The 17,309-nt window shown below is 66.2% G+C and carries 19 protein-coding genes; 3 read left to right on the forward strand and 16 right to left on the reverse strand.

Annotated features, from left to right (window positions below; genetic code table 11):
* The first annotated feature begins 6 nt into the window (after nt 1-6).
* The 3 genes from PHA8399_RS15550 to PHA8399_RS15560 all read left to right on the forward strand — a co-directional run bounded on the left by PHA8399_RS15550 (nt 7) and on the right by PHA8399_RS15560 (nt 3,466).
* Nucleotides 7-267, forward strand: a complete 261-nt coding sequence (locus PHA8399_RS15550) for a hypothetical protein (protein WP_058287023.1) — start codon at nt 7-9, stop codon at nt 265-267.
* 1 nt (nt 268) lies between these two features.
* Entirely contained in the window at nt 269-1,591 is a 1,323-nt protein-coding gene (locus PHA8399_RS15555) for a pyruvate dehydrogenase complex dihydrolipoamide acetyltransferase (RefSeq protein WP_058287024.1), read from the forward strand.
* 231 nt (nt 1,592-1,822) lie between these two features.
* On the forward strand, nt 1,823-3,466 hold the full coding sequence (locus tag PHA8399_RS15560) for a Hint domain-containing protein (protein ID WP_439330525.1): 1,644 nt from the start codon (nt 1,823-1,825) through the stop codon (nt 3,464-3,466).
* Between the two features lie 284 nt (nt 3,467-3,750).
* Here the strand turns inward: PHA8399_RS15560 and PHA8399_RS15565 are convergent, their stop codons facing one another.
* The 16 genes from PHA8399_RS15565 to PHA8399_RS15640 form a co-directional block, all read right to left on the reverse strand.
* Complete coding sequence (locus PHA8399_RS15565) at nt 3,751-4,815, reverse strand: PLP-dependent cysteine synthase family protein (RefSeq protein ID WP_058287026.1); 1,065 nt, start codon at nt 4,813-4,815, stop codon at nt 3,751-3,753.
* A 303-nt stretch (nt 4,816-5,118) separates the two neighbouring features.
* Entirely contained in the window at nt 5,119-5,931 is an 813-nt protein-coding gene (gene cysE, locus PHA8399_RS15570) for a serine O-acetyltransferase (RefSeq protein ID WP_058287027.1), read from the reverse strand.
* 165 nt (nt 5,932-6,096) lie between these two features.
* Nucleotides 6,097-6,405 carry a DUF7742 family protein gene (locus PHA8399_RS15575; protein ID WP_058287028.1) on the reverse strand — a complete coding sequence of 103 codons (309 nt, stop codon included), beginning with the start codon at nt 6,403-6,405 and terminating at the stop codon, nt 6,097-6,099.
* Nucleotides 6,402-10,316 (reverse strand): baseplate multidomain protein megatron, encoded by a 3,915-nt coding sequence (locus tag PHA8399_RS15580; protein WP_058287029.1) that lies wholly within the window; start codon nt 10,314-10,316, stop codon nt 6,402-6,404. The genes PHA8399_RS15575 and PHA8399_RS15580 overlap by 4 nt, the downstream gene beginning before the upstream one ends.
* Nucleotides 10,316-10,855: a C40 family peptidase gene (locus PHA8399_RS15585; RefSeq protein WP_058287030.1), complete on the reverse strand. Its 540-nt coding sequence runs from the start codon at nt 10,853-10,855 to the stop codon at nt 10,316-10,318. The genes PHA8399_RS15580 and PHA8399_RS15585 overlap by 1 nt, the downstream gene beginning before the upstream one ends.
* On the reverse strand, nt 10,852-11,739 hold the full coding sequence (locus PHA8399_RS15590) for a phage/gene transfer agent baseplate hub protein (protein ID WP_058287031.1): 888 nt from the start codon (nt 11,737-11,739) through the stop codon (nt 10,852-10,854). The genes PHA8399_RS15585 and PHA8399_RS15590 overlap by 4 nt, the downstream gene beginning before the upstream one ends.
* The gene (locus tag PHA8399_RS15595) at nt 11,736-12,368 is read right to left on the reverse strand and encodes a DUF2460 domain-containing protein (RefSeq protein ID WP_058287032.1); all 633 of its coding nucleotides are present in this window, start codon (nt 12,366-12,368) and stop codon (nt 11,736-11,738) included. The genes PHA8399_RS15590 and PHA8399_RS15595 overlap by 4 nt, the downstream gene beginning before the upstream one ends.
* Before the next feature lie 17 nt (nt 12,369-12,385).
* Nucleotides 12,386-13,045 (reverse strand): RcGTA-type gene transfer agent tail tape measure protein, encoded by a 660-nt coding sequence (locus tag PHA8399_RS15600; protein ID WP_058287033.1) that lies wholly within the window; start codon nt 13,043-13,045, stop codon nt 12,386-12,388.
* On the reverse strand, nt 13,038-13,253 hold the full coding sequence (locus PHA8399_RS15605) for a rcc01693 family protein (RefSeq protein WP_058287034.1): 216 nt from the start codon (nt 13,251-13,253) through the stop codon (nt 13,038-13,040). The genes PHA8399_RS15600 and PHA8399_RS15605 overlap by 8 nt, the downstream gene beginning before the upstream one ends.
* Nucleotides 13,250-13,570 carry a gene transfer agent family protein gene (locus PHA8399_RS15610; protein WP_058287035.1) on the reverse strand — a complete coding sequence of 107 codons (321 nt, stop codon included), beginning with the start codon at nt 13,568-13,570 and terminating at the stop codon, nt 13,250-13,252. The genes PHA8399_RS15605 and PHA8399_RS15610 overlap by 4 nt, the downstream gene beginning before the upstream one ends.
* A 3-nt stretch (nt 13,571-13,573) precedes the next feature.
* On the reverse strand, nt 13,574-13,987 hold the full coding sequence (locus PHA8399_RS15615; protein WP_008557516.1) for a phage major tail protein, TP901-1 family: 414 nt from the start codon (nt 13,985-13,987) through the stop codon (nt 13,574-13,576).
* A gap of 46 nt (nt 13,988-14,033) precedes the next feature.
* Complete coding sequence (locus tag PHA8399_RS15620; protein ID WP_058287036.1) at nt 14,034-14,441, reverse strand: DUF3168 domain-containing protein; 408 nt, start codon at nt 14,439-14,441, stop codon at nt 14,034-14,036.
* Nucleotides 14,438-14,770 carry a head-tail adaptor protein gene (locus PHA8399_RS15625; RefSeq protein WP_058287037.1) on the reverse strand — a complete coding sequence of 111 codons (333 nt, stop codon included), beginning with the start codon at nt 14,768-14,770 and terminating at the stop codon, nt 14,438-14,440. Before PHA8399_RS15625 ends, PHA8399_RS15620 begins: the two co-directional genes overlap by 4 nt.
* Nucleotides 14,767-15,366 (reverse strand): head-tail connector protein, encoded by a 600-nt coding sequence (locus PHA8399_RS15630; RefSeq protein WP_058287287.1) that lies wholly within the window; start codon nt 15,364-15,366, stop codon nt 14,767-14,769. The genes PHA8399_RS15625 and PHA8399_RS15630 overlap by 4 nt, the downstream gene beginning before the upstream one ends.
* 181 nt (nt 15,367-15,547) lie before the next feature.
* Entirely contained in the window at nt 15,548-16,729 is a 1,182-nt protein-coding gene (locus tag PHA8399_RS15635) for a phage major capsid protein (protein WP_058287038.1), read from the reverse strand.
* The gene (locus PHA8399_RS15640; RefSeq protein WP_145977046.1) at nt 16,726-17,298 is read right to left on the reverse strand and encodes an HK97 family phage prohead protease; all 573 of its coding nucleotides are present in this window, start codon (nt 17,296-17,298) and stop codon (nt 16,726-16,728) included. The genes PHA8399_RS15635 and PHA8399_RS15640 overlap by 4 nt, the downstream gene beginning before the upstream one ends.
* Nucleotides 17,299-17,309 lie beyond the last annotated feature (11 nt).

Raw genomic sequence — 17,309 nt, forward strand, 5'->3', positions numbered from 1 at the left:
ACGAAGATGGAAATCAGGGGCCGCGATCCCGAAACCGAATGCTACCGCGTCACGCTGACCGTCGACGGGCGCACAGTCACCGCACTGGTTCCCGAACGGCTGGCAGCAGACACACGGCTGATCGGCTCGCGGCCCTCCCATCAGGAGGCCTACGTCTGGATGGCCGAATACAAAGACAAGATCGAAGCCGCGATCACCCAGCTTGCCCGCGGCACCGGGCGCCCCAAGGCGCCCTATGACCAAATTGTTCTGATTGAGGAGCGCTGACATGCCCACCGAAATCCTGATGCCCGCGCTTTCTCCCACCATGGAGGAAGGCACCCTTGCCAAATGGCTGGTCAAGGAGGGCGACACTGTTTCCTCCGGCGACCTGATCGCCGAGATCGAAACCGACAAGGCCACCATGGAATTTGAAGCCGTGGACGAAGGCGTGATCGGCAAGATCCTGATCGCCGAAGGCTCCGAGGGCGTGAAGGTCAACACCCCCATCGCGGTGCTGCTGGAAGACGGCGAAAGCGCCGACGACATCCAGTCCTCCGGCGGCGGCGCATCCGCCCCGGCCAAGGAAGAGGCGCCGGCTGAAGCCAAGTCCGAAGCCAAAGCCGAGGCCCCCAAGGACGCGGCCAAAGCTGCCCCCGCCGCCCCGCAGGGCGCGGACGGCAACCGCATCTTCGCCTCGCCGCTGGCCCGCCGCATCGCTGCGGACAAGGGCCTGGACTTGAGCGCAATCAAAGGTTCCGGCCCCAAGGGCCGCATCGTCAAGGCCGACGTTATGGATGCGAAGCCGCAGGCCACAGCCGCCACAGCACCCAAGGCAGAGGCCGCCGCTGCCGCTCCTGCCGCTGCCGCCGCTCCTTCCGGCCCCTCCGCCGACATGGTCGCCCGCATGTACGAGGGCCGCGAGTTCGAAGAGGTCAAGCTGGACGGCATGCGCAAGACCATCGCCGCCCGCCTGACCGAGGCCAAGCAGACCATCCCGCATTTCTACCTGCGCCGCGACATCCAGCTCGACGCGCTGTTGAAATTCCGGGGCGAGCTGAACAAGCAGCTCGAAGGCCGCGGCGTCAAGCTCTCGGTCAACGACTTCATCATCAAGGCGGTGGCGCTGGCGCTGCAAGCGGTGCCGGACGCCAACGCGGTCTGGGCCGGCGACCGGGTGCTCAAGATGAAAGCCTCCGACGTGGCGGTTGCCGTCGCCATCGAGGGCGGGTTGTTCACCCCCGTGCTGCAGGACGCCGACGTGAAATCGCTCTCCGCCTTGTCCGCGCAGATGAAGGACCTCGCCAAGCGCGCCCGCGACCGCAAGCTCGCGCCGCATGAATACCAGGGCGGCAGCTTCGCGATCTCCAACCTCGGCATGTTCGGCATCGACAACTTCGACGCCATCGTGAACCCGCCGCACGCGGGCATTCTGGCAGTCGGCTCCGGCGTCAAGAAGCCGGTTGTGGGCAAGGACGGCGAACTGAAGGTCGCCACGGTGATGAGCGTCACCATGTCGGTCGACCACCGCGTCATCGACGGCGCCCTCGGCGCGGACCTCTTGAAGGCGATCGTCGGCAACCTGGAAAACCCGATGGTGATGCTGGCCTAAGAGGCTGCCTCCTTCAGACAACAAAAAAGCCCCGGTCCACGACCGGGGCTTTGCATTTGTAATGCTGCTACAGGTCTCAATTGGCCGCTTCCAGCCCTTGGCGGCCCTTGCGCAGCAGTCCTGCCGCTGCATCTGCACCGGACAGCTTTCACGCATAGCGAACGTGTGGCGGCTTCAGGAAATACCTGAACGGCATTCTATCCTTCGGCTTAAGCAGATGATTTGGATCGATTGGCAGATCTCGATCCGCAATTCATGCCCCAATTCTGCTGTGTTTATGCCACCGTGATCCCATACTGCGCGTTCAAAGCACCCTCATGTGTTTTCAAGACCGCCAAATGCTGCCGGCATGGCAATCTAACTTGGTTCGGCCGCATCCATTCGAAAGAGGCTATAGTCATGCCCGCGATTGATATTGTTCGGCTTGATGAAGACCCGCATGAAAGTGCCTATAACGTCCGACCCGACACATCCTCTCGCGGGGTGGATCTGGACGGCGCCCGTATCACGGCAACCTACGCCGATGGCACAACGGAAACCCTGACGTGGCAGGCCTTGGATCCGTATACCAATGGCGGGGCGGCAGGCGCCGGCATTGATATGTTCTTCGGCTACAGCTGGCACGAGCTATCGACGACGAAACAGCTGACCTCGCTCCAGATCGACCTTGCTCCGGCCAGCTCGGTGTTTGATACGGCCTTTGCCATGGATGATGATCCTCTCGGGGGATCCACGCCAACCTCAAAGAACGGCTTTCCGTTCAAAGTTGCTCCAGAATATGAAGACCTGTCCGGCAATATCACGGCGACCTATACCGGAATTGTGAATTTGTCCGGAAGCGAGGCTGCCGGAGACCTCTATACCACGATGATCCTCGACTTCTCAGGCCTTCCGGAGGGCGGTTTGCTCGGGGATCTGGTCTGGAATTCGGACATCGACACAATGACGGGTCCGTTTGCGCCGGATCTGGTTGCAAAAAGCGATGTCTTCCAAATTTCAGGCGATGGGTCCGAGGTCCTGAACGTTCTGGACAATGACCTCCACGGCGACGGCAGCAGCCTGACGATCACCCATATTGCGGGCCAGGCTGTTTCGTCCGGTCAGTCCGTATCGCTGAGCAGCGGTGAAGTCGTGACCCTGAATGCGGACGGCACGCTCTCGATCACCAATGACAGCACCGTGTCTGAAACCAGCACGTTTTCCTATACGGTTGTGGATGATCGAGGAAACAGCGATGTCGGATCGGTAAAGGTCGAAACCGTTACAGGTGCTCCGCCGTGTTTCGTGGCAGGCACACAGATCGATACAAGGTACGGCTCAGTCGCTGTCGAAGACCTGCAAGTGGGAGCCGAGGTCATGACCCGGGATCACGGTCTGCAGCCACTGCGCTGGATCGGGTACAGCACCCGCCACGCGACAGGCCGCCATGCACCGGTGGTCTTTGCTGCTCATGCGCTTGGCGATCATGGCCCAATCGCCGTGTCGCAAAACCACCGGGTGCTGATTTCTTCTGAGCTGGCAGAGCTGCTATTTGGGCATTCCGAAGTCTTGGTCAAGGCGAAGCATCTCGTGAACGGCACAACAATCCAAGTGCGGGCAGATGGCCAGCTGGTGACCTATGTCCACTTGCTGTTTGATGAGCATGAAATTCTCTGCGGCAACGGTCTTGCAAGTGAGAGCTATCATCCGGGAGCTGAAACTCTAGGGTCCTTTGATGCTCAAACGCGGGAGGAGATTCTGGAGCTTTTCGGGGATTTCGAACGCTATGGCCCGACAGCGCGCCTCGCGCTGAAGTCTCATGAAGGCCAATTGCTGCTCTCTCGTTTGCCGAAATCAGCAAATCAGCATTCTGATTTCCGCCCATTAAATGGCTGAGGAGCGATAGCTGCGCTGCAGTGTTGCAACGTGTGGGCTGATGCGCCTCAGCGACTTTTCATGGCCTGCTCTTGCCCTTAGCTGCGGCTCGCTAGGGTCTCGGGCCGCACCTGCGGAAAACGGCAGCAAACCCCCGCTTCATGGACATGGATACAGGTGGGCTACACGTCCCCCAAGAACCATCGAAACTCAAAAAGGGAACGCCCCCGCCCCCTTTCATCTTTCCCCAAATACTCACCTGCGCAACCGCCGCCGCCAGCCCAACGCCAGCGGCGGCGCGCTGCTCAGTACTGATACCCGGGGGTCGAGGCCGACAGCGCCTGCTCCGCCTCATCCATCTCCGCAGCAATGCCGTCAAACAGCGGCGTCGAGAGATAGCGCTCGCCGGTATCCGGCAGCATCGCCAGAAGGACTGCCCCCTCCGGCGCCCGCTCCGCCACTTTGACCGCCGCCGCCAGGCTGCCGCCGCCTGAAATCCCGGTCAGAATGCCTTCCTCCGCCGCCAGCCGCTTCGACCAGGCAATGCTCTCCTCACCGCTCACAGGCTCCAGCGCATCGAAATAGCCCTCGTCCAGCGCCTCCTGCAGCACCAGCGGGATGAAATCCGGGGTCCAGCCCTGAATGGGATGCGGGTTGAAGGCCGGATGGGTCGCCGCAGGCTCGCCCTCCGCATTGCGCGCCTGCGCCTCACCGGACTGCACCAGCGCCGCGTTGGACGGCTCGCTCAGGGTGACCTTCAGATCGGGCCGCGCGCCCTTCAGCACCCGCCCCAGACCCGCAACCGTGCCGCCGGTGCCATAGCCCAGCACCACGTGATCCAGCCGCTCGCCCGCGAAATCCCCCAAGATCTCCCGCGCGGTGGTGCTCTCATGAATGTCGGCGTTGTCCTTGGTCTCGAACTGATGCGCCAGGAACCAGCCGTTGGCCTCCGCCAGCTCCTTGGCCTTCACCACCATGCCAACCGCCTTGTCCTCCTTGCGGGTCAGCACCACCTTGGCACCCAGCATCCGCATCAGCCGCCGCCGCTCGACCGAAAACCCGTCGTGCATAGTAATCACCAGCGGATAGCCCTTGGCGGCACACACCATGGCGAGGCCGATGCCGGTGTTGCCGCTGGTCGCCTCTACCACGGTCTGGCCGGGCTTCAGCCGCCCCTCGCGCTCCGCCGCCTCGATGATATTCAGCGCCAGCCGGTCCTTCACAGACCCCGCCGGGTTGAACGCCTCGAACTTCACGTAGATGGTCACATGATCCGGCGCGATGCGGTTCAGCCGGATCGCGGGCGTGTTGCCCACCGTTTCCAGGATCGAGCCATAGAGCCGCCCGCGGCCTTCGGTCGTGTAAATCATGGTCTGTCCCCCAAATAGAAACTGCAGAAAAAGAAGCTGTTGCCCCGGACTATGCGCCCCGGCGCAACCGGGTTCAAGCCAGCCCGCCAAGGCTGCCATCAAATAAGACCGCCCTCCGCCCGGCGCGCCAGTCTGCGGAACCGCAGGCTGCCCCGCCCCCGGGGAAAGGATCAACAGCCTCCCCCAACCCTCTATACAGAAACATTATTTCCTGCCGGAGAAGGCAGTAAAAAAGGGCGCATTCCGCGCCCCTTTCATCTTTCCAAAAATACTCAAAATGCGGCGCGGCCCGCGGCGCATCCCTCAGTCGGAGCCGTTCGGAAACCGCTGGTCCATGCTGACCGAGGGCTGATCGCAGCCCGCCTCGCCGACGATGCGCGCCGGAATGCCCGCCACGGTTTTGCACGGCGGCACCTCCGACAACACCACCGACCCGGCGGCAATGCGGCTGCAATGGCCGACCTTGATATTGCCCAGCACCTTGGCGCCGGCGCCGATCAGCACCCCGTCGCCGATCTTCGGATGCCGGTCCTCTTCCTCCTTGCCGGTGCCGCCCAGCGTCACCGAATGCAGCATCGACACGTTGTCGCCCACCACCGCAGTCTCGCCGATGACGATGGAATGGGCATGGTCGATCATGATCCCCTTGCCGATCACCGCCGCCGGATGGATATCGACACCGAAGATCTCGGAAATCCGCATCTGGAAGAAATACGCCAGATCCCAGTCGCCCTGCTGCCACAGCCAATGGCCGATCCGGTAGGCCTGCACCGCCTGATACCCCTTGAAATAGAGGATCGGCTGCAGCAACCGGTGGCAGGCCGGATCGCGCTCATAAACCGCCATCAGGTCGGCGCGCGAGGCTTCCACGATGCCGGGGTCGGCCTCATAGGCGGCATCGACGATCTCCCGCAGGATGGTCATCGACATCTCGTTGGAGCACAGCTTGGCGGAAATCCGGTAGGACAGCGCCTTCTGCAGCGATTTATGGTGCAGGATACAGGCATGGATCAGCCCGCCCATCAGCGGCTGCGAGTCGACAGCGTCCTGGGCTTCCTTGGTGATCCGGTCCCAGACGGGATCCAGCGAGGCGACGGCGTGCTGCGTTTTGAACATGGCGATGCATCCTTTCTCCGCTCAAGATAGCCATCTAAGGGCTTTTTCGGCAAACGCAAACCCGTGATGGGGTACATTTTCGTTATCGATGGAACGCCGCCGCGCCGCCGCCGCAGGCAGGCGGCGCCACGCCCAACGGCTGGCCGGGCAGGTTTCCTGCCGGGTTCAGCGGGCGGGAGCCTCCGCCTCCGCATCCAGCACCAGCGCCAGTTCCCGCAGCACCAGCCGGGTGCAGCCGAGATAGGCCGCGTCATCCAGAAACGGTTCTTCTGCCAGGGCACACCGCCGCGCCGCCGCGCTCAGGCTGCCGTCGCCCCAGCGCGGATGCAGCTGCCCGAGCATCCGGCAATGCGCCGCCGCCTCTGCCGCGCCGCCGAAAATGCGGCGGCACAGGCGCAGGCGGCCGCTCTCCGGCACCGCCAGCAGCGCCCGCGCCACCGCGGAGACATCGCCGGGCAGCACCGGGCGGATCATTCCAGCACGGCCCGCACCGCAGGCCCGGCACCATACCGCGCCGACCGCTGCGCCACGTCCAGCACATCGCCCGCCTGCACCCCGTCCGCAGCCTGCGCCGCTGCCGGATAGGCCCAGCCCGGCGCGGCCACCGTCTCCTCCCGCAGCACCGCGGTCCCGCGCATCACCCGGATGCGGTAGGATTCCGTCTCTTCGCCCAGCGGCACCTCGTCCAGGTCCCAGCTGTCGCCCTCGATCCGGGTGCGGCGCACCCAGGCGGCGGCGATGTCTTCGCCCAGCGCGCCGCTCAGCCGCAGATGCACCGGCGCATAAGGCCTCAGGCCAATGCCCTCAAAACTCTCCTGCCGGTGCACATATGACGGATCCTCCAGCGCCCGCCGCGCAGGACCGATCCGGTAATGCCGCAGCCGGCGGCGCTGTTCCGGCGCCAGCTCCAGCTGCACCGGCGTGCCGTCCAGCAGCACGACATAAGACCCGGCAGGCCAGACCTCCGGCATCACGGCATCGGTCCCCTGCTGGCCGCGCAAGCGCCCGCGCAGCAGGTAGGTCTGCGGCGCAATCAGCTCTGCCGCGCGGAACTGGAACAGCTCCCAGTTGCCGGGCGTGCCATCGCCGATGGCGGCCGCGTTGGCGCCGTTCAGCACCGCCTCAACGGTGCGGCTTTCCAGCGAGCCGGAGATCAGCTTCACCTGCAGATCCGCCCCCAGATCCCAGCGCCCCGCGCCTGCGGCCAACAGCGGCGTTTCCGTGACCCCGATCACCTGCCGCGCCGCGATCACCTGTTCCAGCGCGTAATTCTCATCCTCCTCCGAGCCATAGACCGCCACACTGCCGGGCCAGGCCTGCGCCGTCAGCGCCAGATGCGGCGCGTGCGGCACCTCATCGCCGCGCATCAGGGGCAGATCCAGGAACAGGGGCAGCACCGGCCCCGGCGCTGCAAAGGCGTTGACGCCCGGCAGCTCCTCCGCCACCGCGGCCAGGTCATAGGTGCCGGGTTCAATCCGCACCGCCTCCGCCAGCTGCGCCTCAGCCTGTTCCACCCGGTCGATGCGGTAGAGCTGATCGCCGCCCTCCAGCGGCAGCGACACCACATCCCCCGCGCCCAGATGCAGCATCGAGGGCGGCAGCTGGAACCGCAGCGTATCGCGCGAGATCCGCGCCTCGGCCAGCCAGCGGCCGGCCACCTGGCGCGCCTCGGCACCGGTCAGCGCCAGCGGCAGCTCGGTCTGGCTGACGGAATGGGTGGCCTCGTCAGGCATGACCGCCTCCACCGACCCGGCGGCATGGTCGCCGCCCCATTCGGTAAACCGGAGCCGCACCCGCCCCGCCAGCTCCGCCTCACTGGCGCGGGACAGCTCCAGCGTGCCCTCCAGCTCGCCGCTTTCGGCCAGATGCTCCAGCGCCAGCGTCTCGGCCCCGCTGCCGCTGCGCATCCGGAACTGCAGCGTCCCGCCGCGCTCCACCGCGTCGAACCCGAAGCGCAGCATCAAGGGCTGCAGCACCGCGCGCGCATCGCTCACATCCGGGTTCACATAGCCATGCACCACGCCGTGAAGCCGCGAGACGTCAAAATCCTCCAGCCCCGCGCGGCGGCACACCTCCGCCACCACCGAGGCCAGCGTGCGCTGCCCGGCCCGACCGTTCAGCCAATGGCCGCGCAGGTAGTTTTCGCCGTCGGTCCAGATGTCCGCACGGCTGGGGAAGGCCGGGAACGGCCGCGCGTCCCAGGCCCAGACATAGGCGTTGGACATATCCAGCATGCGATCGCCGTATTCCTCCGAGACCGGGTTGTTGGCGTCCTCGCCCCAATAGCCAAGGATCGCGCGCAGGTAGTGGATCTGGATCAGATCGTCGCGCAACCCGTTGGAATATTTCGGCAGTTTGGATTCGGAGCTTTTCGGATCGAGGAACTTGTTCGGCTGGTTGGTGCCCTTGTCGATGGCGGCGCAGCCCAGTTCGGTGAACCAGATGGGCTTGCTCTGCGGCACCCAGGCGGTGGGCGCGGCCTGACGCACCCCGCCGATCCGCTCATGGTGCTCCTGCATCCACCAGTTGCGGATATCCTTGTAGCGCCAGATCCAGGCCTCCTCATGGGCGCCATCGGTGATCGGGGTGCGGATCTGCGCCGCTGCGGCCTCGGGCGAATGGTAATACCAGTCATAGCCTTCGCCGCCCTCCACATTGCTGCGCAGGTAGCCGAGGTCATAGATCGCGGGCACGCCGGATTGCGCGTCCAGGTGATCCTCCCCTTCGCGCCAGTCGCTGAGCGGCATGTAGTTGTCGATGCCGATGAAGTCGATGGTGTCATCCGCCCACAGCGGGTCGAGATGGAAATACCGGTCGCCCTCCGGCGACTGATAGCCCCAGTATTCCGACCAGTCGGCGGCATAGCCGATTTTGGTCTCCGCCCCCAGCAGCAGCCGCACCTCTGCCGCCAGGGCGCGCAGGGCTGCCACCGCCGGAAAGCCCGCGGCACCGCGGATCTGCGTCAGCGCCCGCATTTCGGAGCTGATGCAAAAGGCTTCCACCCCGCCCGCCGCTGCGCACAGCGCGGCATTGTGCAGGATGAAGCGGCTGAGGCTCCACTCCTGCGGCCCGCTGTAGGCGACCGTGCCATTCCCCACGGTGAAATCCGCCGCGGTGACGGTGCCAAAGAACGCCGCCACCTCCGCCTCCGCCGCCGCGGTGCCATCGGGCGAGCCGGGCTGCCCCGGCGCGGCAGAGAGCGTGATCCGCCCCCGCCAGGGCAGATGCGGCTGGCTGGCGCCGCCGGTCCAGGGATCGGGCAGTTCGTTGCCCTCGGCCTGGTCCATCAGGATGAAGGGGTAAAACATCACCCTGAGGCCCCTGTCTCGCATCTCCCGGATCGCCTGGGTCACCGAGGCATCGGCGGGCGTGCCGCCATACATCGGCGTGCCCTCCTGCGTCAGCACCTGCGCCGCGGTCCCGCGGGTCAGGCCGCTGACGCTCCAGGGCAGACTGCCCTCAGCCTCCTTATGCTCGACCTTCGGTGTCAGGGTGCAGCTGCCGCAGCGCAGGTCATCGCCGAACCACGACACGATCAGCGAGGCCGCGCCGCAGGACGGCAGCTCCGCCTCCAGCGCGTTGAGCGAGGTCTTGAGGTCGCTCATCCCCGAGGGCGTATGCTCATTGGCCGCCTTCGCATCGCCCGGGCCGCCGGAATACTGCACCGTCTGCGCGGCCAGCGCGAATTCGCCGGTGCCCGGCATCAGCGCCACGCCTTGCACCAGCTGGCCCAGATCCTGCGTATAGGTGCTGCTGTCCGCCTGCTCCGGCCGCAGCACGTCGAAGGAAAACTGCGGCACCCGGTTGCCGAAGCGCGACAGCTCCAGGTTCTCGAACACCACATAGGCCGTGCCGCGGTAGGCAGGCACCTGGCCCGCGCCCTCGACCGCCTCCATCACCGGGTCGGGCAGCTGGTCTTTTGTGCCCCGGTAGACGGTCATGTTCAGATCCTTGGGCGCCACCTCCTCCCCATCGGCCCAGATGCGGGAGACATGGGCGATTTCCCCCTCGCAGAGCGCAATCGCCAGCGACACCGAATAGCTGTAGCTGGTGACCTGCGGCTGGCTGGGCCGGCCCTTGCCGCCGCCGCCGCTGGTGGTGGAGGTTTCCAGGAACCGCGAGGACCAGATCACCTGCCCGCCCAGCCGCATCCGGCCATAGACCTGCGCGACAGGGCTGCCCTCGCTGGACTGGGTCAGGCGGAAGCGGTCGACCTTGCCGGTCTCCACCGGGGCCGAGCCTGAGCCCAGCAGGCGTTCGTCGATCATGCGGCCCAGTGTGGCGCCCACCGCCCGGCCGATCACCGCGGACGAGAGGCCCGCGACAGTGCCGCCGATTGCGCCGCCAACCGCCGCGCCTGCGGCAGAGAGAAGAATGGTTGCCATCAGTTCAGCTCCTTCGGGAAGTGAAACCGCGCCACGATGCGGCGCTGCCAGGGCGGGCTCAGCGGGCTTTCGACAACCCCGTGGCCGGCGTATGCGTGGATGAAGGCGGGGCCTGAATTGACAACTTCCGCCTGGCCGATAGGCCGGGCAGTGCCCGTCCGCCCCCCCGGGCGGGCACTTCGTTTCCGCCCGCGGCCAGGCATTGCCCTCGTCTCATTGCTGCCAGCCTGAGACTGCACCCCCAGATGCTTGGCCACCGATCCTTCGCGCATGCGGAACAGGATCACGTCGCCGGGGGCAGCGTCTCGCAACGGCTTTGCCGTCAGATGCCGCGCCGCCGCCTGCCACAGCGCCTCGGTGCCCTGCGGCTCGGACCAGTCCATCGTGTAGGCGGGCGGAAGCTCCGGCTCGGCCCCGCACAGCTCGCGCCACAGGCCCCGGATCAGGCCCAGGCAATCGCAGCCCGCCCCCTTGCAGGAGGCCTGATGTACATAGGGCGTGCCGATCCAGCCGCGGGCAGCCTGCACCACCCGGCTCATCGCCTGCTGCCCCCGGTGTTCACGCCCGACTGGCGCGGCACCGCCATCACCCAGTCCTCCCCCGGAATGTCGGGGAAACCCTGAAAGTTCAGCAGGTTGTTGAACTTCAGCCGGCAGCTCTCCAGCCGCTTGTCGCAACCCGCCTCCAGCCGCAGCGTATCACCAGGCTGCACCGCAGCGCGGGTGGGTTCCCACAGGGCGATTTTCCGCCCGCCCGCCGTGGACTGGTCGGCCTTGACCGCCGCCCACAGCCCCTGAGCCGCGCCGCTGAGGACCGTAAGCCGCCCGCCGGTGAACCAGTCCGGCTCAAACCCCGGCAAGGCGTCCCAGCGGAACACCTCGTTGCGCTCCACCTCTGCGGCGGCCAGCTCGGTGGCATAGCCGGGCGTCCCGAGGTCGAACCCGCAGGCGGCATCGCCCAGCACCGCGGTACAGGGTTTTTGATAGATCCGCCCCAGCGGCTGGTTCAACGCCTCCGTCAGCCCGCGCAGTTCCGCCTGAAAGGCGCCGCCGGCCCGGCGGATCTCGCCAATCGAGCCGCGGAACTGCAGCCAGCGCATTGAGACATCCTGCCAGTTCACCAGCCAGCAGCGTACCTCGGCGCCGTCGAAGCGGCCCGCCTCGATGTCCGCCTCGCGCACCGCGGCATCGCTCAGCACCCCCAGCGCCTCGGTGTTGTCGACCGACAGGCCGGTGGCCTGGCTCACCGCCCGCGCCGTCAGGCCGCTGCCGGGCTGAAACGCCAGCCCGTCAAAGCGCAGCACGCAGTCATGGTCGGTAAAGCCCAGCACCGCACCGTCGCGCCGCTCCAGCGCCCAGCAGCGGCACAGGGTGGTGATGCCGGACTTAACATGGGCCCGGAAGGCTTCGGACAGCCCGCTCATACCCGCACCTCCACCACCGGCACCGCCGGCGCCTCGCCCGCCTGGAACGAGGCGACGCTGGTCTGGATGCTGCCGGTGTCGAACCGCACCGGCACGTCGAATTCGAACCCCGCCCGGATGCTGAGACCCTTCTCCGGCGGATGCGCCAGGGTGATCAGACCGGTAGCGGTGTCCAGCTCGTAATCGACGCTTTCGCGCAGCTCGTCCTGGCCGATCCCGACCCGCACCGTGCCCGCCACCGGTTTGGCAATCGGGCGCTGGTAGGTGAAGGCGCCCGAGCGGTAGGTCTTGGCCAGCTGAAAGGTCACCGTGGCACCGTCGCCGGTCGCAACCACCTGATCATCAAAGGCAACCTCCGCGCTGGCGCGGGCGGATTTGTAATCGCTCCAGTCTTTCCAGCGGAAGCCGTAGAGCTGGCCCTGGCGGGCCTCGAAAAAGGCGATCAGCGTCTCGATATCCTCCAGCGCGCGCAGGCCCAGCCCCGCGTCATAGCGGCGGCGGGAGTGCGCCCAGGGGGTGTTGCGCTCCTCGAACCCGTTGGCCAGCGTCACCACATCGGTGCGCCGCTCCGGACCGCCGACAGAGCCGAAGCTGAGCGAAGCGGGAAATCGGACTTCGTGGAAATTCATCGTGTTACCCTCCATTCTTAACGGTTGCGCCCGCCGCGGCTAAGCGCGCGCGACAGCTGCGCGGCGATCTGGCTGCGGCTGCGTTCAAAGCCTTTGACGTCCGGGGTGGTCACATTCATCACCACGCTGACCGCACCGCCGCCCTGGCTGCGCACGCCCAGCGAGCCGTCGGCGCCGCGGGTCAGCGGCAGGATCGCCTCCGGCCCGGCCTCGCCCATCAGCCCGGTGGCGCCGCGCATCGGGAATGCTGTGGGGCTGGTGACAACACCGCCCTTGGCAAAGGGCATCACCTTGCCCTGGCTGAAGGCCGCACCATTGGCGAAGGGCAGAATGTTTCCGATCAGCGAGGTCAGCCCCTCGGTCATCATGCCGCTGAGATGATTGGTCACCGGCTTCATCGCCGCGTTGTAGGTGGTTCGGATCATGGAGCGCGCGAGGGTGTCCATCGCCTCCGACAGGCTGTCGCCGTCAAAGGCCAACCCCTCAAAAGCGCGCCGTAAGCCCTTGGAAAGACTTCGGTCCAGGATCTGCGCATCGCGCCCGGTCTCGGAGAACCCCTCCTTGACCCGCCCCAGCACTTCTGCAAAGGCAGCCGCCATTCCGGAGGCACCGTCCAGCGCTTCTCCCAAAGCTTCGCCCTGCAGTTCCAGTTCCGCCATCGAGGATGAGTCAGTCATCTTTTGTCTCCTTGTTTGCCGGGCTGGGCGCGTCCGGGAAATTCTGCATCAAGGCCGCCAGCCGGTGGCGGCTGAGCGGCTGCGGTGCCGCGGCCTCGCCCAGCATCAGCCGCAGTTCCGCCGGCGTCAGCTGCCAGAAATCACGCGGCAGCAGTTTCAGCCCCGCCATCCCGGCGCGCATCAGCGCGGGCCAGTCCAGCCCGCTCATGGCTCTTCCGGCACGGCAAAGCTGCGCACCAACAGCTCCGCCGCCACCCGCGCCGCCTGCATCGGGCCGCCGGTAATGGTGGCGGCAGCGAGGTCTTCGCGGCTGAGATCATGGCCACCGCCCTGCAATCCTGCCGCCAAGAGCGCCAGCACGTCGCGGGCAGAAAACCGGCCCTGTTCGAACCGCTGCACCAGATCAACCAGCGTGCTTTCCTCCAGCGCGGCCTCCAGCCCCGCCAGCGCGCCCAGCGTCAGCTTCAGCACGTAAGGGGTTCCATTCACGAGCAATTCCGCCTCGCCAGCGTGGGGATTCACCATCGTTCAGACCGCCGAGAAGCTGAGCTGGCCGGCGCTGGCGAGCGACAGCTCATAAGTCGCCTCGCCGTTGTGGCTGCCCGCGTATTCAAGTGCTGTGACCTGGAACGGCCCCTGCACGATGCCGAAATCGGGGATGATCACCTGGAACTCCGGCGTGAGGCCTTCGAAGAACAGCTGCCGGGCGCGCTCATCCGTTGCCTCGTCCCGGAAGATGCCGGAGCCGGAGATGCTGGCGGAGCGCACGCCGGCGCCTGCCAGCAACTCACGCCAGCCGCCTTGGCTTTCGAGGCTGGTCACATCTACGCTTTCGGCGTTGAAGCTGATCCTTGTGGCGCGCAGGCCGGCGATGGTTTCAAACAGGCCAGCGCCGTTCATGTCCACTTTGACCAACAGGTCCTTGCCGTTTTGAACTGTCATGGGGGTTCTCCATGTATTTCAATTGGTTTCATGAGGTTTCTGACGTTCAGACGTCATCCACCCGCGCCCTGAAGCGCAGGGTGATCTGCCTGCCGCCGGTGGTCAGCCGCTCGGCCTTGGCGCGGTCGAACCACAGGCCCGTCAGCTGGCCGCGCGGCAGCGGCACCGCGGCACCGACCAGCGCGTCGCAGACGGCCGCGGCGGCGGCCTTGGCGCCGGCAAAACCTGCCGTGTCAGTGGTGACGGTGACGAAGAACCGGTGTTCGGCCCCGCCTGCGGTCTTGTCGGAGCGGTCCAGCACCTCCTCCGATCCCAGCGCCACATAGGTCTGCGGCAAGGGGCCTGCGGGGATCGCGTCATAGATCGCATTGCCGACCAGCGCGGAGAGGCCCGCGTCGCCAGTCAGGTGGGTGTAGACGGCGGATTGCAGCCCGCCTGCGATGGCATAGGTCATCCGCTCACCTCCTCAACCGCGAAACAGGTGAGATAGCGGGCGTCCGGGGCGCTTTCCGCAACCGCATCAATGCGGTAGAGGCGGTCATGGTCACGGAAACGCTGGTCCGGGCGCGGACGGGATGCAAAACCTTCCGGCGATGCGCGCAGGGTGATCCGGTATTTCTGCAAAGATACGCTATCACCGGCCAGGCGGCCCGAGAGGGATTTCACCTCGGCCCAGAGGGTGCCAAGCGCGACCCATGTTTCCGTGTAGCCGCCGGCGCCGTCGGGCGCGCGCTGGGGGTCTTCGAGCACCAGCTTGCGGGTGAGGTTCGGGGGCTGTGTCATGCCAGGCCTCCCAGCGTCAGCCGCAGGCTGCGGTAGCGTTCGATCAGGCTAGTGACGCCAAAGGGCATGCAACCGCCATGAAGGCCGGTGTCGGCCCGGTATTCGTAGTAATGCGCGGCCAGCAGCATCACGGCCTGGCCCAAATCAGCAGGCAAGCCGCCCCAGTCCGCGGCCATGCCGGCCTGCAGGGTGATCCGCGCCAGACCGCCGGCCGGGATGGCGGGCAGCAGGCTGCCGGTTGGGCACAAACGCGGGCGCTGGCTGTCACGCTCCAGCTGGTAAGCGGAAGGGGTCAGAACTGTCTCAGCCCCCGCGGCGTCACGGATCATCACCTCTGTCACCGCCCGCACCGGGGCGATCGGCAGCACCATCCGGGCGCGGTCGCGCCAGTGCCGGATCTCCAGCTCAAAATCACGGGTTATCAGCGCCTTGCCGGTCCTTCCTTCCACCGCGGCCAAGGCGGCGCGCAGGAAGCCAAACAGCACCTCGTCCTGCAGGCTGTCCTCGCCAAAGCCGGTGCCCAGACGCAGATGCGCCTTGAAGGGGGCCAGCGGCAGGGCGGCCTCGGGCACGGGGGTCACTTCGCTCAGCATCATCATCTCACTCCTGCGGGCCTCCCCCTGAGCCGGCCCTGATCTGCTGTCCGTTTCTAAAGTTCGGCCGGCACGCACCGTTCCCTGCCGCTCGGACGGAGGGGGAGCAGCTAGACGGCAAGGAAATATGGGGTGCGTGCCAGCCGGCGGACCGGGCTGCCGGTCCGCCATCAGCGCTGAGCGGTTAGCTCAGGCCGAATTTCATCAGCTTGATCGCGGCAAAGTCGCTGACATCGCCGCCGACGCGCTTGGTCGCGTAGAACAGCACATGCGGCTTAGCGCTGAAGGGGTCGCGCAACACGCGCAGGTCCGGGCGCTCGGCAATGGTATAGCCGGCGCGGAAGTCGCCGAAGGCGATGGAGTAGCTGTTGGCAGCCGGGTCCGGCATGTCCTCGGCGATCAGCACCGGGTAGCCCATGAGGCGCGCAGGCTCGCCTGCGGCCAGGCCGTCAGACCACAGGAAACGGCCGTCGGCGTCCTTCAGTTTCCTGAGCATTCCCGCGGTCTTGGAGTTCAGAATGAAGGTGGCGTTGGCGCGGTATTCGGCCCCCAGCGCATAGACTAGGTCGATGATCGCGTCGCCGTTGCCGACATCGCCGTCGACGCCGGAAACCCTGTAGCCGATCTCGCCCCAGGTCCAGGTGCCGTTTTCGGTCACCGGGTAGTTGAGGAAACCGGTGGGCTTGTCGATGCCGTCGCCGTTGATGAAGGCATCGGCCTCGGACCGCGCGAATTTGTCGGCGATGCGGGTGGCCAGCCAGCCCTCGATGTCAAAGGCGCTGTCATCGAGCAGCCGCTGCGACGCCTTGGGCAGCGCGCTCAGCTCATGCAGCGGGATGGTGATGCGGTCGATGGAGCCGGTGGAGGTCTCCGCCGCGGGGCCGGTTTCATTGGCCCAGCCGGCCCCCATTTCGCTGTGGTCGATCAGCACGTCATAAGAGGACGCCTCCACATGCACCACGGAGGCCACGGCGCGGATCGAGGCGGAGGCGTTCAGCACCGATTTCACGGTTTCCGACGTCTGCGGATCGACCAGATAGCCGCCATCGCTGGCCACGGCGGTGGACATCGCCTTGCCTTCCAGCTCAAGCCCGCGCAGGCCGTCGTCGTCGCCGCAGCGCAGGTAGGCGTTGAACGCCTTCTGATGCGGCGCGCCCGCGTCCTGGCTGGCTGCCAGATGGGGGCGGTTCTGAGAGATTGTCTTACGGTCCAGCATGTTCACTCGCTCTTCTGCCTGTTTCAGCCTTGATTGCACGTCGTCCTGAAACCCCTTGAATTCATGAAGAAAGCCCGTGATGGCCTGTTTCACTTCATGCGCCAGGGGCGCTGCGTCCCCGGATTGGGCCGGGAGGTCTTGGTTGCTCATGATGGGTGTCCTGTTTTGAGGTCGCGGGTGATCTGGCGCAGGCCGGCGGCCAATGCGCGCAGCGCTTCGGCTTCGGCATCTGCGGCGGCGGATTTGGCCGCCACACGGGCGGCGGGCAGCATCGGGAAGGTGACCAGCGACACCTCCCACAGCTCCACCTGGGTCAGGTGGCGGCTGCCGTCCGGCGCGCGGGCGGCTTTCTGGGTGCGGTAGCCGATCGACAGGCCGTCGATGGCGCCGGCCCCGATCAAGGCTGCCGCTTCGGCGCCTTTGGGGGTGGCGGTGAGGATGCGGCCCTTGACGTAAAGCCCGCGCTTGTCCTCGCGCACCTCGTCCCAGACGCCGATGGGCTGGTGCGGGTCGTGCTGCCACAGCATCTTGACCGTCCGGCCCTGATCGCGGAGCGTCTTGAGCGAGGCGGCGTAGGCGCCGCGCATCACCACGTCGCCGCCTTGATCGGTCTGGCCGAACAGGCTGGCGTAGCCTTCGATTCCGGTGGCGTCCTTCAGCGAGAGATCCTCGCCGAAGCGTGCGAATTTATGTTCCAGCTGGGGTGTTCCCTGCATCATCTGAGCCTCGC

Origin of the sequence: Leisingera aquaemixtae (assembly GCF_001458395.1) — a bacterium.
GTDB lineage: Bacteria > Pseudomonadota > Alphaproteobacteria > Rhodobacterales > Rhodobacteraceae > Leisingera > Leisingera aquaemixtae.